This is a genomic window from Sphingomonas sp. BGYR3 (genome assembly GCF_025153455.1).
GTDB lineage: Bacteria > Pseudomonadota > Alphaproteobacteria > Sphingomonadales > Sphingomonadaceae > Sphingomonas.
The window spans coordinates 2,406,654-2,430,512 of record NZ_JANZNT010000001.1 but is presented as its reverse complement, the minus strand read 5'-3'; the positions used below and the strand labels follow the sequence as shown (position 1 = coordinate 2,430,512).

Genomic DNA, 23,859 nt, shown 5'->3' with positions numbered 1-23,859 from the left:
GCCGCCGGCAACGCGTTCAGGCGCGGCTGTCAGCCGTCACCGCGCCCTGAACCAGCAAGCCCGCACGGGCGCGTTCCCGCCGCAACGCGCAACCGGCCATGCCGACGCCAAGGATCAGCATCATCCAGGTCAGCGGTTCCGGCACCGGCGGCACCGGGTTGGTCGGCGTCACGGGGTCGGTCGGCGTCGTCGGGGTGGTCGGATTCGTGGGGGTGGTCGGCGTAGTCGGATTTGTCGGCGTGACCGGGTCCGTCGGGTTTTCGGGACCAGTGGGTGGCGTGGGATCAACCGGCCCGCCACCGGCCTGGCCACCACCGCCCGCTCCGGAAAAGCCGTCGATCGGGCCAGCGCCGGGACCAGCGCCGCCAACACCGCCTCCGCCGACACCCGTGCCGGTACCACCGCCAACGCCGGACGTGTCGGGCAGGAAGCCCTGACCCACCGGCGGTTCGCCAACGCTGCCGGGATCGGTGTTGGCTGCTCCGGCCGTTTCGGTGCCGGTTGCCGGGGTTTCAATGCCGGGAACCGGGTTCGCTGTGCCAGGCTGGGTTGCGGTGCCGCCCGTCGTGCCGCCCGTGCCGGGCAACCGCCGAACCGCGTCCACGGGGCCACCGACGCCGGTTCCGGCGACAGCGCCGTTGGGCAGGGCAGCGGCACCGATCGGGGCCTGCTGACCAGCCGCAGGCGTGAAGGCAGCGGCCATGTCGGTCGGGCCAGCCATCATGCCGCGCGCCAGCGAATAAAGCAGTGTGGCGATCAGGGCGATGACAACGAAAGCAATCAGCGCGTTGCGCTGAAATCGCTGTTCCCGCGCAATGATGTTCTCCGACGCCATATACTGCCCTACCACCAAAGACTCGTTAAAGGGCGCAGATATCACAGGGTCAGAATGATTGCACGCACGTTAACTTTCTTCATGATTTCCCGATTTGATCCAGCGGCCATGGGCGTAGAACAGCCAGAATATAGGCGATGATCAGCATCCCGACGGCAATTGCCGCTACGGCATGGCCTTCATTGCCCAGCCAGTTGGCAAGGGCACAGCCAAGCGCCGGCGGCAGATAGCGGATCGGATGGTCCCCCGCCCGCGCCTGCCCTGTTGACCGCTGAAGAAACAGCATGGTCAATCCGGCAAACAGGATCAGCGTCCCCCAGTCCCAGGCCGTGTTCACCCGCCCGCGCCCCGATCGCGCCGTCTATCGCGGCGGAGCGGCAAGCCGCCGGGCGCTGATGATGCGAACCGGACTGGCCGGCATCTCGCCCTTGAACGCGCCTTGGGAGTTTTTGGCCGGATCGACCGGCGTCTCCAGGATTTTCAGCAGCACGTCCCGCCCCTCGACCACCCGGCCGAACGCGGCATAGCCCAGATTGTCGTCCGGCGCCCCCTTGCCCGCATCCATATAATGGCTGTGATCGCCGATCATGATCGTGAATTCGCCGCGCGCGGTGCCGGGGGCAAGCCGCGCGACGGACAGCACGCCGTCGACATGGGACAGGCCGGTCTGGGTCGTCGGCTCATGCTTGATCGGGGGCAGAATGCGCGACACGTCGGTCAGCGCGCCGAACTGGACAAAGCCGAACGCGTCCTGAACCTTGACCACGCGGTAGAAACCAACGCCGTCCAGCTTTTTCTGGTCGACATAGCGCAGGAAATTGGCGGCGGTGACCGGCGCCTTCTTCGCCTCCACCTCGACCGTCATCGTACCTGCCGTGGTCACGATGGTCACGCGCGGCAGCGGCGGCTCTGCAGGCGGCGCTGCCCCGTCCTGCGCCAGCGCAGGCGCGGCCAGCATCGCCGCCACGATCAGCAGCGCGCGCCGCCCGATCATCCTGCCAGCGCCTTTTTGAGCAGGTCGTTGACCACCGCCGGATTGGCCTTGCCGCCCATCGCCTTCATCGTCTGACCGACGAAAAAGCCGAACAAGGCCTCCTTGCCGCCGCGATACTGCTCCAACTGGCCCGGATTCTTTGCCAGCACCTCGGCTATCACCGCCTCGATCGCGCCGGTGTCGCTGGTCTGCTTCAACCCGCGCTCTTCGACGATCACGGCTGCGTCCTGCCCGGTTTCCAGCATGATTTCGAACACCTGTTTCGACAGGCTGCCCGACAGGGTGCCATCGGCGACCAGCGCCAGCAGGCCGGCGGCCTGAACCGGACTGACCGGGCTGTCGGTGATGTCGCGGCCCAGCCGGTTGAGCGCGCCGAACAGTTCGGCGGCGACCCAGTTGGATGCCTGAACCGGCTTTGCGCCCGCACCCAGCAACGCGTCGAACCAGCGCGCCGTCTCGACCTCTGCGGTCAGCACGGCGGCATTATAGGGGGTGATGCCCAGCCCTTCGTACCGCGCCCGCTTGGCATCGGGCAGTTCGGGCAGGCTGTTGCGACATTCGGTCAGGAAATCCTCGTCCAGCTCAAGCGGCAACAGGTCGGGATCGGGGAAATAGCGGTAATCATGCGCGTCCTCCTTGGACCGCATCGACCGCGTCTCGCCCTTGTCGGGATCGAACAGGCGGGTTTCCTGAACAATCTTGCCACCGGATTCCAGTACCTCGACCTGACGGCGCGCCTCCTGCTCGATCGCCTGCATGACAAAGCGGACCGAATTGACGTTCTTGGTTTCCGTGCGCGTGCCCAGCTCGCTGCCGGGCTTGCGCACAGAGACGTTGACGTCGGCGCGCATCGACCCCTGATCCATGTTGCCGTCGCACGACCCGACATAACGCAGGATCGACCGCAGCTTCGACAGATAGGCCCCCGCCTCTGCCGGCGAGCGCATGTCGGGCCGGCTGACGATTTCCATCAGCGCAATGCCGGAGCGGTTCAGGTCGACATAGGACATGCTGGGATGCTGATCGTGCATCAGCTTGCCGGCGTCCTGTTCCACATGGATGCGCTCGATCCCGATCCGCTTCGGCTCGGCAATCCCGGCCTTTTCATCGGCATCGATGGTCAGCGCGCCCTCACCCACCAGCGGGTGATAGAGCTGGCTGATCTGATAGCCCTGCGGCAGATCGGCGTAGAAGTAATTCTTGCGGTCGAACCGCGACCAGCGGTTGATCTGTGCATCGATCGCCATGCCGGTGCGCACCGCCTGACGGATGCATTCGCGGTTGGGCACGGGCAGCATCCCCGGCATCGCCGCGTCGATCAGCGAAACCTGCGTATTTGGTTCCGCACCGAAAGCGGTGGCGGCGCCGGAAAACAGCTTGGCGTTGCTCGTCACCTGGGCATGGACCTCAAGGCCGATCACGACCTCCCATTCGCCGGTTTCGCCCTTGATCCGATAGTCTGTCGTCGTCTGCGTCACGATCTGTCCGTCATGGATGGTGAAATGGGGATATGCACCCGTCTATCGCGCGTCATCCCGCCAAGGTCCAGACGCTTCGGCATTGCGCGGCTTCCGGGTGTGCATTACGCACTCGGGATCAACGCCGCCCGCGCACGGGCGGCACGCAACAGGGTGGGGCCGTGTCGTCGCAAGTTCATCGCGAGCCGGGCCGGTTCGCCGGCCTGAAGATCGCCGTTCTCCTGCCCTGTTACAACGAAGAGGTCGCGATCGGCCGCACCGTCGCGGCATTTCGCGACGCGCTGCCGACGGCCACCGTCTATGTCTATGACAACAACAGCCGCGACGGCACCATCGCGGCGGCAGAGGCGGCCGGGGCCGTGGTGCGAACCGAACGGATGCAGGGCAAGGGCAATGTCGTGCGCCGGATGTTCGCCGATGTCGATGCCGATATCTATGTCCTGTCCGACGGCGACCTGACCTATGATGCGGGGGCCGCGCCGGAACTGGTCGAAAAACTGGTCGCGGAACAGCTCGACATGATCGTCGGCGCCCGCCGGTCAGAGGTCGAGCTGGCCTATCGCCGGGGGCACCGGCTGGGCAACCGGATGCTGACGGGGATGCTGGCGCGGCTGTTCGGGCGCAGCTTTACCGACATCCTGTCGGGATACCGCGTGTTTTCCCGCCGCTTCGTCAAAAGCTTTCCGGTGCTGTCTGCCGGGTTCGAGATCGAGACAGAAATCAGCATCCACGCCCTGGAACTGCGGATGCCGGTGGCGGAGGTGATGACCAATTATCTCGCCCGGCCAGAAGGTTCGACCTCGAAACTGTCGACCTATCGCGATGGCTGGCGCATCCTGCGGACGATCGTCACCCTGTACCGGATCGAACGGCCGGTCCTGTTCTTTGGCGCGATCGGCGCGGCGACCATCGTGCTGGCGGTGCTGCTGGCGATCCCGCTGGCGATCACCTATGCCCAGACGGGGCTGGTGCCGCGGTTGCCGACGGCGGTGCTGGTCACCGGCCTGTCCATCGTCGGCCTGCTCAACCTGTTCACCGGCCTTATTCTGGACACGGTGGTGCGCGGACGACGGGAAATCCGCCGCCTCGCCTATCTGGCGGTGCCCGCCCCGCGCGCCTAAGCGGCGGGCGAGCGCGTTACCACCAGTCGCCGGGCCGTGCGGTAAAGCCTGCGCGCTGTTCGATGGCCAGACCGGCGTTCAGCACGCCCTGTTCGTCCAGCGGCTTGCCGATGATCTGCAGCCCCAGCGGCAGGCCCTGTGCGTCCAGCCCGCCCGGCACGCTCATCGCGGGCAGCCCGGCCAGCGACGACGGCACCGTGAACACGTCGTTCAGGTACATGGCCAGCGGATCCGCGCTCTTTTCACCCAGCGCAAAGGCGGATGACGGCGCGGTCGGCGTCAGCAGCAGGTCGCACGTCTCGAACGCCCGCTCGAAATCGCGCGCGATCAGGGTGCGGACCTTGGACGCCTGCGTGAAATAGGCGTCATAGAACCCGGCCGACAGCACATAGGTGCCGATCATGATGCGGCGCTTCACCTCGTCACCGAATCCGGCGGCGCGGGTGGCGGCATACATGTCCTGAAGCCCCGCACCCTGCGGCAGTTCGCGCGCGCCGTAGCGCACCCCGTCATACCGCGCCAGGTTGGACGACGCCTCTGCCGGGGCGATGATGTAATAGGTGGGCAGCGCGTATTTGGTATGCGGCAGGCTGACGTCCACCACCTCGGCACCCGCGTCCTTGACCCAGGCAATGCCCTGTTCCCACAGGGCGTCGATCTCGGCCGGCATCCCGTCGACGCGGTATTCCTTGGGAATCCCAATCCGCTTGCCGCGCAGGTCGGCGTTCAGCAGTGCCTCCCAATTCGGCACCGGCAGGTCCAGGCTGGTCGCGTCCCTGGGGTCGAATCCACTCATCGCCTCCAGCATGATCGCGCAGTCGCGTACGTCGCGCGCCATCGGCCCGGCCTGATCCAGCGACGAGGCAAAGGCGATGACGCCGAACCGCGAGCAGCGGCCATAGGTCGGCTTGATCCCCGAAATGCCGGTGAATGCGGCGGGCTGGCGAATCGAACCGCCGGTATCGGTGCCGGTCGCCGCCGGGCACAGCCGCGCGGCGATGGCCGCCGACGAACCGCCCGACGATCCGCCGGGGGCCAGCGCCGCATTGCCGCCATCGTTGCGGCGCCAAGGGGAGATGACATTGCCATAGGCGCTGGTTTCGTTGGACGATCCCATCGCGAACTGATCCATGTTCAGCTTGCCGAGCATCCCCGCGCCCGCTTCCCACAATTTGCCGGAAACGGTCGATTCATAGGGCGGCTTGAACCCCTCAAGGATATGGCTCGCCGCGCGGGCCTCCACCCCCTTGGTGCAGAACAGGTCCTTCATGCCGATCGGCACGCCGGCCAGCGGCTTCAGCGTCTCACCCGCCGCCCGCGCCGCGTCGGCGGCATCGGCCGCGGCCAGCGCATGGTCGGGCGTTTCGATCAGAAAGGCGTTCAGCGGCTTGGCGGCGGCAACGCGCGCCACGAACGCCTCGGCCACCTCACGCGCGGTAAAATCGCCCGCGCGTACGCCATCGCGGATTCCGGCAACGGTCAGATCAGTCAGCGCAGCCATCATTCGATCACCTTCGGCACGCCGAAAAAGCCATGTTCGGCAACCGGCGCATTGGCCAGCACCGCGTCGCGCACATCGCCGTCCGAAACCACATCGTCGCGCAGGCGCAGGCGGTTGGCGATCACCGCCGTCATCGGCTCGACCCCGGTGCAATCCACCTCACTCAGCTGTTCCACCCAGCCAAGGATGTTGTTGAGTTCGGGGACGAGCCGCTCGGCATCGTCATCGGTGATCGCGATGCGCGCCAGCGACGCGATCTTCTTCACGGTTTGCGTATCGACGGACATGGCCCTGCGGCTAGCGCGGGCGGGGCGCAGGCGCAAGGCTACTCGAACGGATCGCCCACCGGCACGCCGCCGACGAACACCTGCCGCCGGGTGACTTCGCGCACCTCCACATCGCCCCGCGCCACGCCCGCCTTGGCGGCGGCAATGGCTTCGGCGGTTTCGGGCAGGCCGGTGTCAATGACTGCCCAGCGATCGCCCTCGCGCCGGACCCGTTTCGGCAGGGCACAATGATTGACCGTGGTTCGGATTTCGACCGCAAGGCCAGGCTGTGTGACCGGCCGATCAGTGGGCGCGAGCGTATCGACACAGCCGCCATCCAGCACCAGCCATTCGCCATCGGGCAGCGCGCGGACGATGCACGGCTTGTCGTCGTCCCCGCACAGCGCATAGCTCGCCGCCGCTTCGACCAGCGATTCGGGCACGGCGGTGCCAGCGGGCAGCACGGTCAGCGACCGGCGACGTTTCGCAACATCGACGGGCGGCTGGAACAAATCCCAGCGATTCTCCGCAGCCAGCGCCTGTTTCGCCTTTTCCGCGAACCGGGTCTGCTGCCCAAGGCGCTTGACCGCCGCCCGCCCCGGATCGCCGAAATCGAACGCGAGCGCCGCCCAGTCCACCCTGCCGGGCTTGGTTCGTCCATCCCTGATTCGCGCCACCTGATCCCGCGTCGCCATCGCGTTGAAGCTGACCAGCGGCGTCGCCAGGATGGCGGCGACGATGCACACCGCCAGCGCGATCCGCAGATTGGCCGAACGGGCCATGCGCGCCCACTCCGCCCGGCCCCGCCCCAGGCTGAACCAATAGGCAAGGCCGACTGTGCAGGAGACGGCCGCGAACACGATGGCCCACAGCCGTTCCGGGGTCAGGCCATATTGATCAATGCGAAGGCCGATGGCGGTCGCCGCCAGCACGGCCAGCGGAAACATCGACAGCGCCAGCAGGATCGCGCCATAGCGGAGCAGGGGATTGCGCGGCTCATCCTCCGGCCCGTTACCGATGATCGCATTGGCCAGGATGAAGCAGCCGATGGTCGCGGACAGCAGCAATCCCGCCGCGCTGCCCCAGCTTTCCCACAGGCCCGACAGGCCGGTAAACGGCAGCGAGACAAGGAACAGCATCAGCGCCGCGCCCAGCACCGGGCCAAGCACGCCCAATATGGCCATCACCACCCGCTGAAGCAGGCGCACGACCTTGTCCTGTTCGCGGATCAGGCCCAGGCCCGCGCCCCACGCCCCACCCAGCATGACGCGCCAGAACCAGTCTTCCCGCAACAGGTCGCGCAGCAGCCTGATCCCGATCAGCGCGAACAATTCAGAGAGCAGGAACAGCATCAGGAAACTGATGCCAGTGAACACCCAGGCGGCAGCAACCATGACCGCATTGGTCCAGGCATGGTCATGGACGCTGCGATAGGGAAACTGGAACCGCCGCCGATCGACGACCCGGACCGACTGAAACAGCGGCGCGGCGATGGCGATGGCCAGGATGATGGCGACCATCCGCCACCCCTCGCTGGCGCTCCAGCTGTTCGTCGGCCCGTTCCACAGCGCGATCAGCCCGGCCAGCACGCCGCAGATCAGCGCAAAGACGATGGATGCGGTCTGCCGCGCGCGTTCGACCACCAGGCCGAACAGCACGGGCGCAACGATGATGAACGCCAGCGCGGCGGTGCGCATCGCGCTGGCATCCATGGTCCGCGATTCGCCGATCACGGCATGGGCCAGCAGCCCCGCGGCCGCGCCCAGCACGGCCAGGATCAGCGGGCGGTGCCGCATCCCCGTTTCATCGTCGGCCGGAATATCCTGATCGGTCACGCACTACCCCCTCACCCAAGGGCGGGCTTGCAACGCGCCGCCCAAACCCCCACCCATGGCCTCGACTCGCGCCGGAGCATGAACGATGCCCAAGCCTAAGGAGGGTGCCGCGTGGCCCGCAAGTTCCTCTATGTCATTGCCGTTCTTATCGTGCTGACCATCGGTGGCGCGTTCGCTTATCGCATCTGGGGCGTTCAGCTGATGCGCGCCGCAATGGTGCCGTCCGCGCCCTTTTCGATGCAGGGGGCGATGGGGCCGGAACGCTATGCCGATGCAAAGATGTGGATCGCCAGGCCCGATCTGCCCGGCAATCCCGCACTGTGGGTGCCCGCAGGCCAGTCGGTCGGCAAGGCGCCCGGCGCGGCGATGTTCTATATCCACCCGACCTCCTACCTGTCGCGCAACGCATGGAATGCGCCGCTGGACGACAGGGAGGCGAATGATCGCGCCGCCCTGTTCCTGCGGGGTCAGGCAAGCGCGTTCAACGCCAGCGCCGCGATCTGGGCGCCGCGATACCGCCAGGCGACGTTCGGCGCGTTCCTGACCGATCAGGGCGCGGCCAGCCAGGCGCTGGACTTGGCCTATGGCGACGTTGCGGCGGCGTTCGACCGCTTTCTGGCCGAAATACCCGCCGACCGCCCGATCATCCTGGCCGGGCACAGCCAGGGCGCGCTGCACCTGACCCGGCTGCTCAAGGACCGGGTTGCCGGCAAGCCACTGGCGACGCGGATCGTGGCGGCCTATGCCGTTGGCTGGCCGATCAGCCGGACGGCCGACCTCCCCGCGCTTGGCCTGCCCGAATGTGCCAGCGCGGATCAAACGGGCTGCATCCTGTCATGGCAAAGCTTTGCCGAGCCGGCGGACCCCGCGCTGGTGACCGAGGTGTTCGACCGCACGCCCGGCTATACCGGCGCGTCGCGCGCGGGCACGGCGATGATCTGTACCAACCCGATCACCGGCACGCCCAACAGCGCGGCGCCGGCCGGTGCCAATCTGGGCACCCTGTTCCCGACCAAGGACATGAGCGATGCGTCGCTGCAGCCGGGCCAGGTCCCCGCGCGCTGCGACGGACGCGGGTTCCTGTTGATCGGACAGCCCCCCGAAGTCGGGCCGTTCGTGCTGCCCGGCAACAATTTCCATGTGTTCGATTACAGCCTGTTCTGGGGCAATGTCCGTGCGGATGCGGCCCGGCGGCTGGCGGCGTTCGCGCGATGAACGTCCATTCCGCCGCCGCCGATTTCGCAGCCGAACTGCCGGATGGCGGCCGGCTGATCGGGCTGGATGTCGGCACAAAGACCATCGGCACCGCGCTGTGCGACGCCGGGTGGAGCTTTGCCAGCCCGGCCGAGCTGGTCCGCCGGACCAAGTTCATGGCCGACCGGGCGGCGCTGGCCGCGCTGATGCAGCGACAGGCGGTCAAGGGGATCGTCATCGGCCTGCCGCTGAACATGGACGGTACGGACAGCCCGCGCACGCAATCGGTGCGCGCCTTTGCCCGCAACCTGACCGATCTGCGCCTGCCCATCCTCTTGTGGGACGAACGCTGGTCCACGGTGGCGGCAGAGCGCGCGATGATCGAACAGGACCTCAGCCGGGCCAAGCGCGCCGAACGCATCGATAACCATGCGGCCGCCCTGATCCTGCAAGGGGCGATCGACGCGCTGGCGCTGGCGGGATAGCAGCGCGCACCCTATCTTCGGGCCATGGCCGCACCCTCCCTTGCCACCCCGGTCCGCCGTGCGATCATCCGCGAGGTGCGGGCGATGTTCAACGATACCGCACGGGGCGAATCGCCGGTTCAGCGCAGCGACAATGCGCTGTTCACGCCCGATGACGTGACATGGCGGGTGCATGGCGATGTCGTGTCGATGCTGGCGGGCGGCGTCGCGTCGCTGATGATGCAGATGTTGCACCCCCGCGTGCTGGCGGGCGTGTGGGATCATTCCAATTTCCGCACCGACATGCACGGCCGCCTGCGCCGCACCGCCCGCTTCATCGCGCAGACCACCTATGGCGATCGCGGTGCGGCAGAGGCAGTGATCGACCGGGTCCGCCGGATCCATGCGGCGGTTGGCGGCACCCTGCCCGACGGCACGCCCTATCGCGCGGACGATCCGCACCTGCTCGCCTGGGTCCATGTCACGGAAACGACCAGCTTTCTCGACGGCTGGATCCGCTATGGCGAACCCGGAATGCGGCGCGCGGATCAGGACCGGTATTTCGCCGAAATGGCGCGGATGGGGCGGGCGCTGGGTGCCGATCCCGTGCCGGAAAGCCGTGCGGAGGCCGAACGGCTGATCGCCAGCTATCGCCCCGAATTGCGGGTGGACGACCGAACCCGCGAAGTGCTCCGCCTGCTGCTGGCACAGCGTGCGCCGTCCGCCGCGGCCCAGCCGGTTCAGGCGCTGACCATGCAGGCCGGGATCGACCTGTTGCCCGGATGGGCGCAGCGGATGCACGGGCTGAACACCCCCATGTTTGCGCGGCCGCTGGTGCGCGCGGGCACTACCGGCATTGCCCGCACGCTGCGCTGGGCGTTTTCCTGAAGGCGAAGGCCGCAGCGGCTTGCACCCCCGCCGCACCCGGTTTAGGCGATCGCTTTAATGCCAGCCATCGATCACAGCCCCGCCGCGCAACTGCCCGGGCGGCTCGCCTTTCCGCACCGGCACCTGACCGGCATCGACGGGTTGCAGCCGCACGAAATCCTGTTCCTGCTGGACGAGGCGGAACAATGGGTGGAGGCGAACCGGACGCGCGCGCCATCCGACCGGCGGCTGGAGGGGATTACCCAGATCAACGCGTTTTTCGAAAATTCGACGCGCACGCTCCTGTCCTTTGAAATCGCCGGAAAGCGGCTCGGCGCCGATGTGGTCAACATGCACGCCGCCCAATCCAGCGTGAAAAAGGGCGAAACGCTGATCGATACGGCGATGACGCTGAACGCGATGCGCGCCGATGTCATCGTCATCCGGCATGGCAGCTCCGGCGCGGTGCAACTGATCGCGGACAAGGTGGATTGCCCCGTGCTGAATGCCGGCGATGGCTGGCACGAACATCCGACCCAGGCGCTGCTCGACGCACTGACCATCCGCCGCCGCCGGGGCAGCATCGCGCATCAGCGCGTCGTCATCTGCGGCGATATCCGCCACAGCCGGGTCGCGCGGTCGAACATCCTGCTGCTGACCGCGCTGGCGTCCGAGGTGCGGGTCGTCGCCCCCGCCACACTGATGCCCGACGGGATCGAACGGATGGGCGTCACGCCCTTCAGCGATTTCGATGCGGCGCTGGCGGGTGCCGACGTGGTGATGATGCTGCGCCTTCAGAACGAGCGGATGAACGGCGGGTTCATTCCGTCCACGCGCGAATTTCACCATCGCTATGGCCTGACGCCGCAGCGGCTGGCGCTGGCCGCGCCGGATGCGCTCGTAATGCACCCCGGCCCGATGAACCGGGGGGTCGAAATCGACAGCGTGGTCGCCGACGACAAGGCGCGGTCGGCCATTACCGAACAGGTGGAGATGGGGGTGGCGGTGCGCATGGCATGCCTGGATGTCCTGACCCGTCGCCAGCGCGGCGTGGAGGGCTGGGCATGAGCACGGTCTTTACCGGCGCGACGCTGGTCTGCCCCGATAGCGGGGTTTCAACCGGCAACCTCTATGTCGGCGGCGATCTGATCGCCCGGCAGGGTCCGGCCGAAACGCAGATCGATGCGGCGGGCAAGCTGCTTGCCCCCGCCATCGTCGATCTTGGCGCGTTTGCCATCGACAAGGCGGCGTTTCGCGCGGGCGGCATCGTCCGCGTCGCATTGATGCCTGATCAGTCGCCGGTGCTGGACGATCCCGGCATCGTCCAGCGCGCGGCAGCGATGGGCAAGCCGGAATTGTGGGTTCACCCCATCGCCGCCGCGACCCAGGGCCTGGCGGGCCGCGACCTGTCCGAAATGGCGATCCTGGCCGAAGCGGGCGCGCGCGCCGTCGCCACCGGGCGGCACTGGATCGCGGATGCGGGCGTCATGCGAAAGGTGCTGGCCTATGCCGCCGACCTTGGCCTGACGGTCATCGCCCATGCGGAGGATGGCGGCCTGACCGGCGATGCGGTGGCAACGGCGGGCGAAACGGCGACGCGCCTTGGCCTGCCCGCCGCACCCGCCTGTGCCGAGGCGCTGGCCGTGGCCCGCGACCTGATGCTGGCCGAGGATACCGGCGCGCGCCTGCATTTCCGTCAGGTGACGACCGCACAGGCGTTCGACCTTATCCGCGCGGCAAAGGCGCGGGGGGTGCGCGTCACCTGCGGCATCACGCCGGCGCACCTGTTCCTGTCCGATATTGCGGTGTCAGATTACCGCACCTTTGCCCATCTGTCCCCGCCGCTTCGCGCCGAACAGGACCGCCGCGCAGCGATCGAGGCGGTGCGCGACGGCACCATCGATGTGCTGACCAGCGGTCATGACCCCCGCGGGCCAGAGGCAAAGCGCCTGCCCTTTGCCGATTCGGCACCCGGTTCGGCGGGGGCGGAAACGCTGCTGGCGCTGGGGCTTGGCCTGGTGCGCGATGGCGTCATTGACCTGCCGCGCCTGTTCGCGATGCTCGCACGCAACCCTGCCCGCATCCTGGGCCTGGACACGGGCACGCTGGCCATCGGGGCACCGGCCGACCTGATCCTCGTGGACGAAGGCGCGCCGTGGCAGATCAGCGCGGACACCATGCGGGCAAAGGCGGGCAATACCCCGTTCGACGGACTGCCGGTTCAGGGCCGCGTGCTTGGCGTGATGAAGGGCGGCGTCCTGGCCGATCCATAAAAGGAGCGGCGCCGATCGCGTGGATCGACGCCGCCTGAGTTCGCTCTGTTATCCCGGATGAACCGGAATTACTTTGAAGCAGCGCGCACGCCGCTTCGGAACCATGTCGCCAGCTTGTCGCCAGCGCCCGAACGCACGAAACACGTGCCGCCTGAACGCTTCACGTCACGGCACAAGCGATCGGCGTCAGGCCGTGCAAAGCCCCCGATGGACAGACGATAATAGCTGACCCCGTTGACCGTCGCGGTCATGCCGGATGGCGTCATGCCCTTCAGCGCGCCGACCCGCTTGGTCAGCCGATTCCACGAATCCTTGGCAACGGCATCGTTTTCGAACGCGCCAAGCTGAACGAAAAATTCGCCGCGCGCGGGCGCTGCATGGGGCTTGGCCTTGCCCGCGACCGGGGCCGGACGATCCATCCGCATAAAGCTGGGCCGCTTGGCCGCGATGGTGCGGACCGGCAGCGGCTGCACGATTTCGGCGCGCGGTGCAAAACTGATCGACGGGCCGACGCCCTGCGTCATGCTGAGGTCAGCGACAGGCGCGACGGCAACCGGCGGTTCCGCCACTTCCGCTACGGGTTCGACGGCCGGGGCTTCGGGTGCGGGCGGCGGCGTTTCGGCCGTCGCATCGGCCACCGATGGCGCAGCGTTCAGCGCCAGATGAACGGGCTGACCCGGATCCTCGACCGGCACCACGCCCAGCAGCGCTGCAACCTGATCAGAGGCGGTGGCCGGACGGGCAAAGGCCGCCCATTCGATCAGCCGCTTTTCAACCTCGGCCGGGGCCAGGTCGACTGCAGCGACCGCCTGTGCCTCGCGCCAGCGGCCCGACAGGGCAAGGACCAGGGCAAAGTTCTGCCGCGTCACGGCATCCGCCGTCGGCTCGCGCGCGGCAACCGCCAGCACCGCAACGCCGCCTTCCGGATCCCCGGCCAGCGCCAGCGCCAGGCCGCGATCGGTCGCGCCGATCTGCGCTTCATAGGTTTTCAGGGTGTCGCGCGCTTCGGCCCACTGGCCAAGCGCGGTCTGCGCCAGCGCCAGGTTCAGCGCGGACCGGCCATTGGCGGGATCCAGTACCAGCGCGTCCGAAAATGCCTGAGCCGCCGAATCGAACCGGCCCGCCGCCAGATAGGCGCGGGCAAGCAGCGAACGATAGGCGGCATTGTCCGGGGCCAGCGCCACGGCATTTTCCGCCTGCGCAATCGCCGTACCATGCTTGCGCGCCAGCAACGCCCGTTCGGCGTTGGCGGCAATCCGCACGGCCTTTTTGGCGTCGGGGGACAGGGCGACCGAGCTGGCGGTCGCAATGCCCATCGGCTGGGTCGAACAACCGACCATCGCCGTGCCCAGGATCAGCACCGACGCGCTCAGCGTGGCAAAGGTCCGGCCGTTCATGATTCCCCCCATTTTCAGCGGCCCTTGCCCGCGGGAAGCTGGGCGACCAGCGTCTCCACTTCGGGAATGGCGTTCAGAAATTGATCCAGTGCCTCGGTCACCAGCTGCTGCGCCGATGCGCGGTGCAGCGCACTGGCCAGGCGCAGCTTCAGGTGCCGTTCCTCGTCCAGCCGCAGCGTGAACGCGGCCTTGCGGCCCTTGTGCCGGGTTTCCCGGCGCAGCCGTTCGGCGGTTTTCACCGACACCGGGCGCAGCGGCGCTGCCTCTGCCGGCGCGGCCGGCTCGGCGGGCGCTTCGGCAACGATATCGGCCGGCACCGGCTGTGCCAGTTCGGCGGCCAGCGCCTCTCGCTGGCGGACCACTTCCGGCACGGCTGCGGTCACGGCGCGGGGCTGAACGCCCTCGCCCATGTCGTTCCAGCCCAGATCCTCGATCGGCGCTTCGGCGGCGGGATAACCGCCGACATAGCCCTGCGGCCGCATGGCAGGCTTTGCCTGACCCTTTCGCGCCAGCAGGCCGGAGGAGAGCGAGGCGGCGGGCTTGACGGTTCCAAACATCGCCATTGCCTCAGCTCACGACCCGGCGGCCAAAGCCGCCCTGGCGGGCCGCGTTGAACGCATGACCGGCGGTCGGTGCGGCAAAGACGGTGCGGCGGAAATTCTTTTCCAGCCGGTCATGGATATAGCTCCACAGGGCCTGCACTTCCGAGGAAGATTTGCCGTGCGGGTCCATTTCCATCACGGTGCGGCCATCGATCATCGACGACGCGAAATCGGTGCGGTGGTGCAGCGTGATCGGCGCGACGGTGCCGTGCTGGGACAGCGCGACAGCCGCTTCGCTGGTGATCCGCGCCTTTGGCGTGGCGGCGTTGACGACGAAGATCAGCGGCTTGCCCGCGCGGTCGCACAGATCGACGGTCGCACCCACGGCGCGCAGGTCGTGCGGGCTGGGGCGGGTCGGGATGACGATCAGTTCGGCGACCTGGATCACGCTCTGGATCGCCATGGTGATGGCGGGCGGCGTGTCGATGACGGCCAGCTTGAAACCCTGCTGACGCAGAACCTCAAGATCGGCGGCCAGCCGCGCCACGGTGGTCTGCGCAAAGGCGGGAAACTCCGCCTCGCGTTCGTTCCACCAATCCGCCAGCGACCCTTGCGGATCGATGTCGATCAGAACAACGGGCCCGGCCCCTGCAAGCTGTGCCTGCACGGCCAGATGACCGGACAAGGTGGTCTTGCCCGATCCTCCCTTTTGCGATGCCATCGCCAGAACGCGCATGAAATCCCCTGAATTCCCGCTGCTACAGCGTTCCAGATGCCATGCGGGATGATAAGAATTGGTAAACGGCCCTGTCGGCGACCATGGATGCCACGCCCCGGGCGTTTAGGATTGCTTTGCCATTCATGGTTAAGCCGCATTATCCTTTGACTGGAAACGGGCGGACTGGGCGCATGAACGCGAAGTTTTTGATGGCAGCCACGCTGCTGACGGCGGGAATCGGCAGTCCCGCGCTTGCTGACGTCAAGGCGGGGCTGGAGGCGTGGGCACGCGGCGATTATGCCGCCGCTGTCGGCGAATGGCGGGCCGATGCCGAACGCGGCGATGCCGATGCACAGTTCAATCTGGGTCAGGCCTATCGCCTGGGCCGGGGCGTCCCGCAGGACCTGGTTCAGGCGGAGGAATGGTATCGCCGCGCCGCGCTTCAGAACCATGTGCAGGCAAGCGACTTTTACGGACTGGCGCTATTTCAGAACGGCAAGAAGCGCGATGCCGTCCGCTGGCTAGAGGCGTCGGCCGCCCGGGGCGAGCCGCGCGCGCAATATGTCCTGGGCACGCTGTACTTCAACGGCGACGTGACGACGCGCGATCATGCCCGCGCCTTTGCCCTGCTCACCCGCGCCTCGGCGCAGGGGATCACGCAGGCGACCCAGACCCTTGAACAGATCGACCGCTATATCGCGCTGCCCGACCGGCAACGCGGCGCCCAGCTGGCCAGCGACTATGAACGGCAGGCAGCAGCAGCGCCCGCAACGACAGCCGCCGTGCCGATCATCGCCGGCCGCGCACCCACGCCCGATGCGCCGGTGACAGCGACGGCCAATCCCGCGGACCTGCCGTCCGATCCGCGCTTTCAGCCAAAGCCGATGGTGGTCGACCGCCCCGCCCCCGCAACCCCGCCCGCGCCAAAGCCCGTAAGGGTGGCGGCGCCTGCGATCCGCGACGGCGGCTGGCGGGTTCAGCTTGGCGCATTCGGCGATCCGGGCAATGCACGGCGACTATGGACACAGGTTCAGGGCCGCTTTCCGGGCCGCCAGCCAAGTTTCGTCCGCGTAGGCAAGCTGACCCGGCTGATCGTCGGCCCCTTTGCCAGTCAGGCGGACGCAAAATCAGGATGCGCCCGCGTCAGCCCCTGCGTCCCCGTTCCGAAATAGGATGTGATGCCGGATATGGTGCCGGTTGCAGGGATCGAACTGGCTCGAAGAAAACCAAGTAAAATCAGCACTTAGAGGTGAGGCGGCCGCGTCCTTTGGACCAAGCGAATGTAACAGCCTTTTTACGCAATCGAAATCAAAAACTCGATCACGTTTTCAGATTTAGGCTACAGCTGGGGATGCTGAACATGAACCTGGTTTTCGCTGACGGATCACAAATATGAAATTGATGTATATGGATGAGCGCTTGGCTCATCCAAAAGACGCTCCGGCAAGTAAAACTACCGCACTAACTGCAGTCTTAATCGATCCTTCCAATCATCTTACATTCCGAAACAAATTCTACGGTTCCCTTTATCGCATATTAGAAATACCAGATAATACAATGCAAATGGCTCCTGAGATTCACGCGATGAATCTCTTTCAAGAAGGATCAGATCAACAACGCATTGATTTTTCCAAATGGTCTCAGACCTTTTAAATGAACTGAAATGCGAAATTTACCGAATTGGTTACAGAGAAAATCGTCACATAGGCGAATCAAAAGATGAAAATTTAGTAGTTTCACTTTGCTATCTTAGTCTATTATTTTGTATTCAGAGCGATAGACCAAAAGAGTTTATTTGGCCAATTATGGAGCTCAGCAGAAATTGGAAAATGCAAGATCAATCTTTTGCAGGATTGATAAAGAACAATGATTGGGTGAGGGCTTGCACAGGTGCCAGCCTCTCTTCACTTGATAACACGAACCTTGGTGAGGTTCTATATAGCACCAAATACTCTATTTATGGCGCGGCAGCTGACTGTGCTTCGTATCTTTTACACATCAAACACAGACGTGATAATGGTGAAGAACTCACTAGTTTTAAGTTGAAATTAGCCAATTTAGCTGAAAGTCTGGATGGAATAATAGTTCGAGATGAAATAATAGATATACGACAAGAAGTGCCGCCGTCAGACTATAAGCCCGATGGGCCTATTAGATGGGTGCATCCCATTGTCCCTTCTGATGACTGATGATGCCACTCAACGACTTGATTACCGCATACCCATGCGACGGGACAAATCTGACCAAGCTGATGCGCGATGCCCCCATAGGTAGGGTGCCCGCTGCCATTATGATACGCCTCCCGATCTGTATGATCGTGCCCGGCGCTGCCACCTTGTCCAACGCTTCACCATTACCCATCCGATCCTAGCCTTGGACATTGGACTGTCCTGACATGACTCACAACTTGTAGCTTATGAGACATGCCGGATTGACCATCTGACTATGCCTCACAAGATAGTTGACAGCGTTATGAGTATTCCTCACAATCCGGTCATAACTTGTGAGGGATAAGCTATGAGCCGTGTTGCCTATTACCGGGTATCAACTGACGCCCAGAGCATTGAAGCCCAGCGCCAAGCCCTTGGAGGCAGCTTTGACAGGGAGTTTACTGACGAAGGCATAAGCGGGGCGACGCTTGCCGCTGACCGGCCCGGCTTTGCTAAGCTGCTGGATTACATCCGGGATGGCGATACGCTGTTCGTCTATGCCTTGGACCGGCTAGGCCGTGATGCTCTGGACGTGCAGGCAACGGTGCGGAAGCTCCTGGATCGCGGCGTTACACTGGATGTACGCGGGCTGGGGCCAATCGGTCGCGGCGTGGGAGAGCTGATCGTCGCTGTGTTGGCACAGATGGCTGATATGGAACGCCAGCGGATCAAGGAACGCTGTGACAGCGGCCGGGCAGCCGCTAAGGCATCGCTGGCAGCCACAGGCATGACGCACCGGGGAAAGGCCGGGCTTGGCCGTCCTTTCGCAGCCGATGCTAAGACGGTTGCCGAATGGCGAAAGGCGAACGGGGCCAGCATCGCACAGACCATGGCGCATTTCGGCATCTCGAAAGCCACCGTATCCCGGTATTGCTCAGCGTGATCCGGATGCAGTTCACAACTCCACTCTCAGAATGTCAGGGCTGCTGAAATGAGCAAAAAACAACGACGAGAGCGCAGCAAGTCTGCCGTCATAATTGATCCAAAAACAGGCGCCCGCTCCAAAGACACTACGTACCTCGTTAGCGATTCTGCAGTCTGGACACCTGCCACAGCCACAGAAAATGCCATCTTCTCTGGACTTAATGCGGATTCGGATCGTTCTGCAGCGATTATAGCTAGCTCGATAATAGACGTTCGTTTGGAAGCCTCAATCCGTAATCGATTGCGTCAAGACCCTAAAGTACAGGAAAATCTATTCAATTCACGTGGTCCGCTAAGTACGTTTAGCGCAAAAATAGATCTCGCCTATAGCATGGGCATTATCAGCAATAATGCAAGATCAGACATTGATATAATTAGGGGTATGTGAAATATATTTGCACACGATTTGAGTGTTATAGATTTTCAATCGCCATCTATAAAGGATAGAACAAGGGCGCTAAAGTTAATCGATACCCATGCAAAAAGTAGGGACAACAGTGTTGGTGCATTCATCGTAAACTTGGAGCCCGGAGCGATACCAAAGGTCGGTATTGTAGATTTGGAAAAGCATAAACTTGAAGCTAGGTTCCGATATATTGTAACTTGTTCTATAATTGTTGTTGCTTTAAGTAATTGTGAACTTCATATTGACAAAGAATTGATTTGACGATCGTAAATCGTCAACAATACTCATTTTTAATAAAGAGCCGTTGCACTAAGTCTTTATCCCCGCGCGTGTACGCGTGTTACCATAGGATGGAGGCTGGATAATTCCGGATCGCAGCGGGATAGGCCGGGCATAAGCGGGGCGCATCTGTCTTGCTTAATCCCTAAGCTGATCCCGCATTGGGCCTTGGGTGCACGGTGAATTGATACCGTCATCCACAGAAGGCCCGCATCTATTTGTTCGGATGCAATCCGGGATTGAACCGGGATGCGGGCTGGATAGCGTCGGGGAAGGGTCAGCCGGGACGCCTGGCACACAAGCAATGGATGATCCGGATGGATACTGGCAACGGACCCGGAAGGCACGACATAGGATCAGCCAGCAACTATCCGAATGAATCAACCCAAGCCGACCCTGATAGGGAGCACTAATGATAATACTAGCATCAAACCTGATATAATGAATAAGAAATCATTCAAGCATTCTGTATGAATAATAAATCAAAACCAATCCATAGAGACTGACCAATAATCTTGGCCCCATTACCCGATATATTTATATTATATATATTTATATAATAGGGTAAACGCTCAGAATACTCTAGATTACCCTTGGTTACATCCCGCATCTCTCCGGCTGCGCCCCCCGGCTATGCGTCCGGGCACTATCTCTCTGTAACACGTGGACACAACCTCACTCCAAAGGATCAATGAACACGGTCACCATCAACGCCGATGCGCTCTACAGCCCTCAGGCGGAACAGTATTTCACCCGGTCTGATCGAAGGATCATGACGGGCTTGCGGGCAACGCTCACCGTCCTCGGCCTGCCTTTCCCTGATTATGCGCTCCGGCGCACTCCCGGCCCTAACCCGGCTGCGGCGGCACTGGCCGCCTTTCACTCAGATAATCCCCAACTGCGGCACCGCGCCGCTGTCCTTCCGCGCCGGGCCAATGCCACGCCGGACAGGGTGGCAGCTGCCCGCGCTTCTTCCAACAGGAACCCAGACCAATGACGACCCGCACCACGCATGACATCCGCGATGACCTGGCCCGCAATGCTCACGCCCTTGCCGCCGCCCGTGAGGATGTTGCCCTTTACGACCGGCTTAACGCTGCGAAGGCCACCGTTACCCGCCTGGCCAAGGAGGGCGAACAGCTAACCGCCGAACTGAGCAAGGCGCTTGATGAGGAAGCCAAAGCCTCCGTTGCAGCGTTTGAAAAGGCTAACCAGAACTTCAAGATTGAGCGCATCCAGCACGATCAGCGCGCCGGTCTTGCTCATGACCGTTTCATCATCTCGTGGGAGAGCCTGCGGTACGACATGAACGCCCGCGAAAATGTCTGGCAGCCACAGTCCGCCGATGGCTTCGAGACGCTGCCTGATACGGTGCTGGGGCACCTGTTGCAGCATAAGCCCAGCCTGATCCCGGCTGACATCCTGAGCCTCATGCCCGGCGACCCGTTCGCAGCGATGAGCAGCTATTTGTCCGGCAAGCGCCGGGGCTATTTCCGGTGATCGAAAGCCAGCGCTGCCCTGTGGTGACGCAGCATTCAACGACCTGAAAATGCAATCCCGACACGCGGCCCTGCCAAGCTCCGCGATGACACAAACATGGGCGTTCCGAATTGGCTAGGCAGGCCACGCTCAAGGAATTGACGCGGAATGCACCCCGGCAGGACCGGCACCTGCGGCCGTTCCGCCGTCCGCCCGCTGGACCTTATCGGCATCCGCAGCGGCCTCGATCCCAGGCGAAGTTGCAGAAACGGCTGCCCGATCATGCAGACCTGGCGTTCCGCGATGCTGAGTTATGCGCCGTGCTCCGCTGGATCGACAGCCCGGACTATGAAGAGCTGGCAGCACCCGCCAGCGTAGCGGCGCTGGCGATCCAGTGCATGATCGACCGGGAATACTGCCGGGCGGGCCTGCCGCTTCCAACCGGCAAGGAGCGTGTCGACCTCCTAGCCCGGCTATCCATCGAAAGCCAGAAGGAAGCGCACCACGTCTATTGCGCCGTGTTCAAGCAATGGGAGCAAGCAGGACGCCCATGCCTGACCGGCGACATCATCGCCAAAGCATATACCTACACCCTCGCCTGTATCCGAAAGAAAGAACGAACCTCACAAAATGACTGCGCTTAATCAGAAGCAACGCGCTCAGATCAACGCCGCCCTCTGCATAGCCCATGCCGCTGGCAAGAACGTCGCCGCCATACAGCAACGGGCACGAACCATCATGGCGACAGGACGCCCCCCCTGGCACGCTCACAAGGCGGCACTGGTCGAATTTGCCAAGGCCAATCCCGGCCTGATCCCGACCATGAAACGGGTGGATGCCCTCATTGAAGCCAGCGACTCCGCCAGCGTCGCCCGCTATGACAGCGCGCTTAGCCAATACATCCGCACCGGCGATGAAGCCGCCGTGGCCGGGCTTGAACCGATGATGCGCGCCGACATGGCCGCAATCGCGGTGCGGAACGGCGAAATCACAGCAGAGGACGCCGCAGCGGGCCGGGTCAACTGGTCGGCACTGGGCATGGGCTGGGATGAGGGCAAGCCGCAGCAATTCGCCTTCGCCACAGCCCCTCAGAGCGCCGCTGAGTGGCAGGCAGCCCCGCCCGCCCCTCCACAGCCTGGACGCCCCTCATTGCCCCCTGGCGGGGCTGGAAAGGACGCCTGGAGCAATCAGGCAGGTGCGAGTGCACGACCGGCCGCCTCCCGTGCCAGCGATGCCCGTGCGGAGCGCGCCTGGGAGGGGCCAGCCGCCCCGCTGGGTGGGTCGTCATTGCCCCGCGCTGCACCGGGCGCTCAGCCCGGCTGGCAGCGGCCTGCCGAAAGCCTCGACTAACTGCCCCGAACCTGCCCCGCCGCTTGCCACGGTGCGGGCAGGATCAGGCCGGGCACCTTTGATCCTGCAATGAGTGGAGGGATCAGTTAATCCCGGTCCTCCAACTCAAATCGCGGAATTTTGCCGATCGCATCAGCCAGCGTTTGCAGCGGGACGCTGCCATAGCTCTGCCCCACGCTGCGCGGTGCGTGTCCCTGAATAGCATCTGCAACCCGCTCAGGGATGTCAGCGGCGCGCGTCATCGTTTTGAACGTATGCCGCCAAGCATGGTTCGGTTGCAGGCCGCTGTCTGTGATGCCGATTTCATCACGGACCCAATCCCGCAAGCGTTCTCCTACCTTTTTGAAATGCCGGTTGCCTATGCCAGGTCGGCGGGTGCGGCTCGGATCGTAGAAGATTGGAGCGTCCCCTGCCGCTTGGGCAACGGCGGGAAAGCCTTGCTCGATCAAGTGCGGATGCAGCGGGACGATACGCGCGGCATTAGCCTTTACTGTGCCTGCCTCGGGCGTGATCCGAATTGTCCAGATGCCGTCAATCTGTGTCACGTCTTGGCCGCGTAACTGCGAAATCTCGTTCACTCGCGCACCCGTATAGGCGCAAAGCCAAGGTATCCACCGGCGTGCCAGTAACGTCTTGGCCGCGACGCTCCTAGCAGGCCGCTTTAACGTGGCAGACAGAATTGCCTTGGCCTCTGCGGGGGTGAAATCGCGCTCTCGAAGCATTGCCTTCCGAGGCACACGGATAGTTATTTGCGCGGCGACATTTTCTGTCAGCTTCCGTTTCTCAATCAGCCAATTCAGGGAGGCGCGCAGCGGTGAAACATAATTGTTCCTAACTGTCCTGGGGCTGCGGGGCTGACCCCTTTTGGTCGTTTCTGCAAGCAGGGCGGCGACCCAGCGGTCTAGGTCATCAACGGTAATCCGTGCCGCGTCATCATGCCCTAGGAAATCGACTAGCGCAGCGAGGCTTCGACGCCATTCATATCGTGTCCCCGGCTTCATTCCCTGCTCGGCGGCATAGCTGTCAAACGAGGCCAGGAGGGGCACCCCTGTAGCGGGCGAGGCCGGTTTAAGGGAGGCCGTCTCGACTGGTGGCGAAGCAATCCCACGTCGCGCCTCCGCACGAGTAAGGGCACGCATTGTCTCTCGCTCACGCTCTATCGTGAAATCCAGCCGCAAATCCCGGATTATATCCAGAACGGCACTCTCCTCGTCAGATCGCTCCAGCGTTGATTTACGAAATGCCCGTTCAAACCGTTCGCGGATCGGCGCTCGGCGCTCATATTCTGCTTCGCGGCGAGCGATGTCCTCGGATGCTGTCTGCGCGTCAGCCTCAGAGCGTTCCACCAGTGCGGCTGTCCATACCTTGGCTTGCTCCTCCAGGCGCTCTGCGACACGCCTACGGGCGTCATCATCCGGGCTGTTTGCCGCTACCCGGCGTGCCTGCTCTGCCGCGTCAATCTCGGCCTGGGTATCCAGCGTATGGCGCGGGATAAGCCGCTTCGCTTCGTCGCGGTCTTTAGTCTTGAGCGACCGCTTCCATTCCGCGCGCGGAGCGCCAGTGCTTGTGCGGATGAACGGTCGCAGTTCCAACGGAACGACACGCCGGAAATAATAGGTTGATCCGACCTGATCGAGGTATGTGCACATCGTTGGCGCTCCTATTACAAATGTAACAGTCGCCCGTCAAAAAGTGCCTGATTTCCTAGGTTTTTTCAGCCATTCCA

Annotated in this window: 25 protein-coding genes; 14 read left to right on the top strand and 11 right to left on the bottom strand. The window is 63.9% G+C overall.

Annotation, left to right across the window (positions count from 1 at the left end):
- Positions 1-16 precede the first annotated feature (16 nt).
- The 4 genes from NYR55_RS11530 to gatB form a co-directional block, all read right to left on the bottom strand.
- Positions 17-850 carry a PEPxxWA-CTERM sorting domain-containing protein gene (locus tag NYR55_RS11530; protein ID WP_260021451.1) on the bottom strand — a complete coding sequence of 278 codons (834 nt, stop codon included), beginning with the start codon at positions 848-850 and terminating at the stop codon, positions 17-19.
- A 64-nt stretch (positions 851-914) separates the two neighbouring features.
- A complete protein-coding gene (locus NYR55_RS11525; RefSeq protein WP_260021450.1) occupies positions 915-1,172 on the bottom strand; it encodes an XrtV sorting system accessory protein in 258 nt (85 codons plus the stop codon).
- A 24-nt stretch (positions 1,173-1,196) separates the two neighbouring features.
- Positions 1,197-1,829, bottom strand: a complete 633-nt coding sequence (locus NYR55_RS11520) for a peptidylprolyl isomerase (RefSeq protein ID WP_260021449.1) — start codon at positions 1,827-1,829, stop codon at positions 1,197-1,199.
- A complete protein-coding gene (gatB, locus tag NYR55_RS11515; protein WP_260021656.1) occupies positions 1,826-3,310 on the bottom strand; it encodes an Asp-tRNA(Asn)/Glu-tRNA(Gln) amidotransferase subunit GatB in 1,485 nt (494 codons plus the stop codon). Before gatB ends, NYR55_RS11520 begins: the two co-directional genes overlap by 4 nt.
- Before the next feature lie 158 nt (positions 3,311-3,468).
- Between gatB and NYR55_RS11510 the strand changes: the two genes are divergently transcribed.
- Positions 3,469-4,428, top strand: coding sequence for a glycosyltransferase family 2 protein (locus NYR55_RS11510; protein WP_260021448.1), 960 nt, complete (start codon positions 3,469-3,471; stop codon positions 4,426-4,428).
- Between the two features lie 16 nt (positions 4,429-4,444).
- On the opposite strand, the gene gatA is transcribed toward NYR55_RS11510, so the two are convergent.
- From gatA to NYR55_RS11495, 3 genes are read right to left on the bottom strand one after another with little or no spacing between them, the layout of a single operon-like run.
- On the bottom strand, positions 4,445-5,929 hold the full coding sequence (gene gatA / locus NYR55_RS11505; RefSeq protein ID WP_260021447.1) for an Asp-tRNA(Asn)/Glu-tRNA(Gln) amidotransferase subunit GatA: 1,485 nt from the start codon (positions 5,927-5,929) through the stop codon (positions 4,445-4,447).
- Positions 5,929-6,216: an Asp-tRNA(Asn)/Glu-tRNA(Gln) amidotransferase subunit GatC gene (gatC, locus tag NYR55_RS11500; RefSeq protein WP_260021446.1), complete on the bottom strand. Its 288-nt coding sequence runs from the start codon at positions 6,214-6,216 to the stop codon at positions 5,929-5,931. The genes gatA and gatC overlap by 1 nt, the downstream gene beginning before the upstream one ends.
- 38 nt (positions 6,217-6,254) lie before the next feature.
- Positions 6,255-8,030: a DUF4153 domain-containing protein gene (locus NYR55_RS11495; RefSeq protein ID WP_260021445.1), complete on the bottom strand. Its 1,776-nt coding sequence runs from the start codon at positions 8,028-8,030 to the stop codon at positions 6,255-6,257.
- Positions 8,031-8,141: 111 nt separating this feature from the next.
- On the opposite strand from NYR55_RS11495, the gene NYR55_RS11490 reads away from it, so the two are divergent.
- From NYR55_RS11490 to NYR55_RS11470, 5 genes are read left to right on the top strand one after another with little or no spacing between them, the layout of a single operon-like run.
- Complete coding sequence (locus NYR55_RS11490) at positions 8,142-9,245, top strand: DUF3089 domain-containing protein (RefSeq protein ID WP_260021444.1); 1,104 nt, start codon at positions 8,142-8,144, stop codon at positions 9,243-9,245.
- Complete coding sequence (gene ruvX, locus NYR55_RS11485; RefSeq protein WP_260021443.1) at positions 9,242-9,709, top strand: Holliday junction resolvase RuvX; 468 nt, start codon at positions 9,242-9,244, stop codon at positions 9,707-9,709. The genes NYR55_RS11490 and ruvX overlap by 4 nt, the downstream gene beginning before the upstream one ends.
- 24 nt (positions 9,710-9,733) lie before the next feature.
- Complete coding sequence (locus NYR55_RS11480; RefSeq protein ID WP_260021442.1) at positions 9,734-10,576, top strand: oxygenase MpaB family protein; 843 nt, start codon at positions 9,734-9,736, stop codon at positions 10,574-10,576.
- Positions 10,577-10,633: 57 nt separating this feature from the next.
- Positions 10,634-11,623, top strand: a complete 990-nt coding sequence (locus tag NYR55_RS11475) for an aspartate carbamoyltransferase catalytic subunit (RefSeq protein WP_260021440.1) — start codon at positions 10,634-10,636, stop codon at positions 11,621-11,623.
- Positions 11,620-12,828 carry a dihydroorotase gene (locus NYR55_RS11470; protein ID WP_260021439.1) on the top strand — a complete coding sequence of 403 codons (1,209 nt, stop codon included), beginning with the start codon at positions 11,620-11,622 and terminating at the stop codon, positions 12,826-12,828. The genes NYR55_RS11475 and NYR55_RS11470 overlap by 4 nt, the downstream gene beginning before the upstream one ends.
- A 68-nt stretch (positions 12,829-12,896) precedes the next feature.
- Here NYR55_RS11470 and NYR55_RS11465 read toward each other — a convergent pair whose 3' ends face one another.
- The 3 genes from NYR55_RS11465 to NYR55_RS11455 are packed head-to-tail and all read right to left on the bottom strand — an operon-like array spanning position 12,897 to position 15,503.
- Positions 12,897-14,225, bottom strand: a complete 1,329-nt coding sequence (locus NYR55_RS11465; protein ID WP_260021438.1) for an SPOR domain-containing protein — start codon at positions 14,223-14,225, stop codon at positions 12,897-12,899.
- 14 nt (positions 14,226-14,239) lie between these two features.
- Entirely contained in the window at positions 14,240-14,788 is a 549-nt protein-coding gene (locus NYR55_RS11460; RefSeq protein WP_260021437.1) for a hypothetical protein, read from the bottom strand.
- Between the two features lie 4 nt (positions 14,789-14,792).
- Entirely contained in the window at positions 14,793-15,503 is a 711-nt protein-coding gene (locus NYR55_RS11455) for a ParA family protein (protein ID WP_260021436.1), read from the bottom strand.
- A 173-nt stretch (positions 15,504-15,676) separates the two neighbouring features.
- Between NYR55_RS11455 and NYR55_RS11450 the strand changes: the two genes are divergently transcribed.
- From NYR55_RS11450 to NYR55_RS11415, 8 genes are all read left to right on the top strand, one after another.
- Positions 15,677-16,657 (top strand): SPOR domain-containing protein, encoded by a 981-nt coding sequence (locus tag NYR55_RS11450; RefSeq protein ID WP_260021435.1) that lies wholly within the window; start codon positions 15,677-15,679, stop codon positions 16,655-16,657.
- 220 nt (positions 16,658-16,877) lie between these two features.
- A complete protein-coding gene (locus tag NYR55_RS11445; RefSeq protein ID WP_260021434.1) occupies positions 16,878-17,138 on the top strand; it encodes a hypothetical protein in 261 nt (86 codons plus the stop codon).
- Positions 17,120-17,674, top strand: coding sequence for a hypothetical protein (locus NYR55_RS11440; RefSeq protein WP_260021433.1), 555 nt, complete (start codon positions 17,120-17,122; stop codon positions 17,672-17,674). Before NYR55_RS11445 ends, NYR55_RS11440 begins: the two co-directional genes overlap by 19 nt.
- A gap of 328 nt (positions 17,675-18,002) precedes the next feature.
- Entirely contained in the window at positions 18,003-18,578 is a 576-nt protein-coding gene (locus NYR55_RS11435) for a recombinase family protein (protein ID WP_260021432.1), read from the top strand.
- A gap of 1,417 nt (positions 18,579-19,995) precedes the next feature.
- Positions 19,996-20,301, top strand: a complete 306-nt coding sequence (locus NYR55_RS11430) for a hypothetical protein (protein ID WP_260021430.1) — start codon at positions 19,996-19,998, stop codon at positions 20,299-20,301.
- Complete coding sequence (locus NYR55_RS11425; protein ID WP_260021429.1) at positions 20,298-20,804, top strand: hypothetical protein; 507 nt, start codon at positions 20,298-20,300, stop codon at positions 20,802-20,804. The genes NYR55_RS11430 and NYR55_RS11425 overlap by 4 nt, the downstream gene beginning before the upstream one ends.
- 239 nt (positions 20,805-21,043) lie before the next feature.
- The gene (locus tag NYR55_RS11420; protein WP_260021428.1) at positions 21,044-21,427 is read left to right on the top strand and encodes a hypothetical protein; all 384 of its coding nucleotides are present in this window, start codon (positions 21,044-21,046) and stop codon (positions 21,425-21,427) included.
- Positions 21,428-21,521: 94 nt separating this feature from the next.
- Complete coding sequence (locus NYR55_RS11415; RefSeq protein WP_260021427.1) at positions 21,522-22,133, top strand: hypothetical protein; 612 nt, start codon at positions 21,522-21,524, stop codon at positions 22,131-22,133.
- 86 nt (positions 22,134-22,219) lie between these two features.
- Here the strand turns inward: NYR55_RS11415 and NYR55_RS11410 are convergent, their stop codons facing one another.
- Positions 22,220-23,782, bottom strand: coding sequence for a DUF6538 domain-containing protein (locus NYR55_RS11410; protein WP_260021426.1), 1,563 nt, complete (start codon positions 23,780-23,782; stop codon positions 22,220-22,222).
- Positions 23,783-23,859: the final 77 nt, after the last annotated feature.

Bases quoted from the DNA above. Each gene is read 5' to 3' on its own strand.
- gatA (WP_260021447.1), bottom strand. From the start codon at position 5,929: ATGGCTGCGCTGACTGATCTGACCGTTGCCGGAATCCGCGATGGCGTA.
- NYR55_RS11430 (WP_260021430.1), top strand. From the start codon at position 19,996: ATGAACACGGTCACCATCAACGCCGATGCGCTCTACAGCCCTCAGGCG.
- NYR55_RS11465 (WP_260021438.1), bottom strand. From the start codon at position 14,225: ATGAACGGCCGGACCTTTGCCACGCTGAGCGCGTCGGTGCTGATCCTG.
- NYR55_RS11435 (WP_260021432.1), top strand. From the start codon at position 18,003: ATGAGCCGTGTTGCCTATTACCGGGTATCAACTGACGCCCAGAGCATT.
- NYR55_RS11440 (WP_260021433.1), top strand. From the start codon at position 17,120: ATGGTCTCAGACCTTTTAAATGAACTGAAATGCGAAATTTACCGAATT.
- NYR55_RS11520 (WP_260021449.1), bottom strand. From the start codon at position 1,829: ATGATCGGGCGGCGCGCGCTGCTGATCGTGGCGGCGATGCTGGCCGCG.
- NYR55_RS11455 (WP_260021436.1), bottom strand. From the start codon at position 15,503: ATGCGCGTTCTGGCGATGGCATCGCAAAAGGGAGGATCGGGCAAGACC.
- NYR55_RS11460 (WP_260021437.1), bottom strand. From the start codon at position 14,788: ATGGCGATGTTTGGAACCGTCAAGCCCGCCGCCTCGCTCTCCTCCGGC.
- NYR55_RS11450 (WP_260021435.1), top strand. From the start codon at position 15,677: ATGAACGCGAAGTTTTTGATGGCAGCCACGCTGCTGACGGCGGGAATC.
- NYR55_RS11445 (WP_260021434.1), top strand. From the start codon at position 16,878: ATGAAATTGATGTATATGGATGAGCGCTTGGCTCATCCAAAAGACGCT.
- NYR55_RS11475 (WP_260021440.1), top strand. From the start codon at position 10,634: ATGCCAGCCATCGATCACAGCCCCGCCGCGCAACTGCCCGGGCGGCTC.
- NYR55_RS11425 (WP_260021429.1), top strand. From the start codon at position 20,298: ATGACGACCCGCACCACGCATGACATCCGCGATGACCTGGCCCGCAAT.
- gatC (WP_260021446.1), bottom strand. From the start codon at position 6,216: ATGTCCGTCGATACGCAAACCGTGAAGAAGATCGCGTCGCTGGCGCGC.
- NYR55_RS11410 (WP_260021426.1), bottom strand. From the start codon at position 23,782: ATGTGCACATACCTCGATCAGGTCGGATCAACCTATTATTTCCGGCGT.
- NYR55_RS11470 (WP_260021439.1), top strand. From the start codon at position 11,620: ATGAGCACGGTCTTTACCGGCGCGACGCTGGTCTGCCCCGATAGCGGG.
- ruvX (WP_260021443.1), top strand. From the start codon at position 9,242: ATGAACGTCCATTCCGCCGCCGCCGATTTCGCAGCCGAACTGCCGGAT.
- NYR55_RS11480 (WP_260021442.1), top strand. From the start codon at position 9,734: ATGGCCGCACCCTCCCTTGCCACCCCGGTCCGCCGTGCGATCATCCGC.
- NYR55_RS11415 (WP_260021427.1), top strand. From the start codon at position 21,522: ATGGCGACAGGACGCCCCCCCTGGCACGCTCACAAGGCGGCACTGGTC.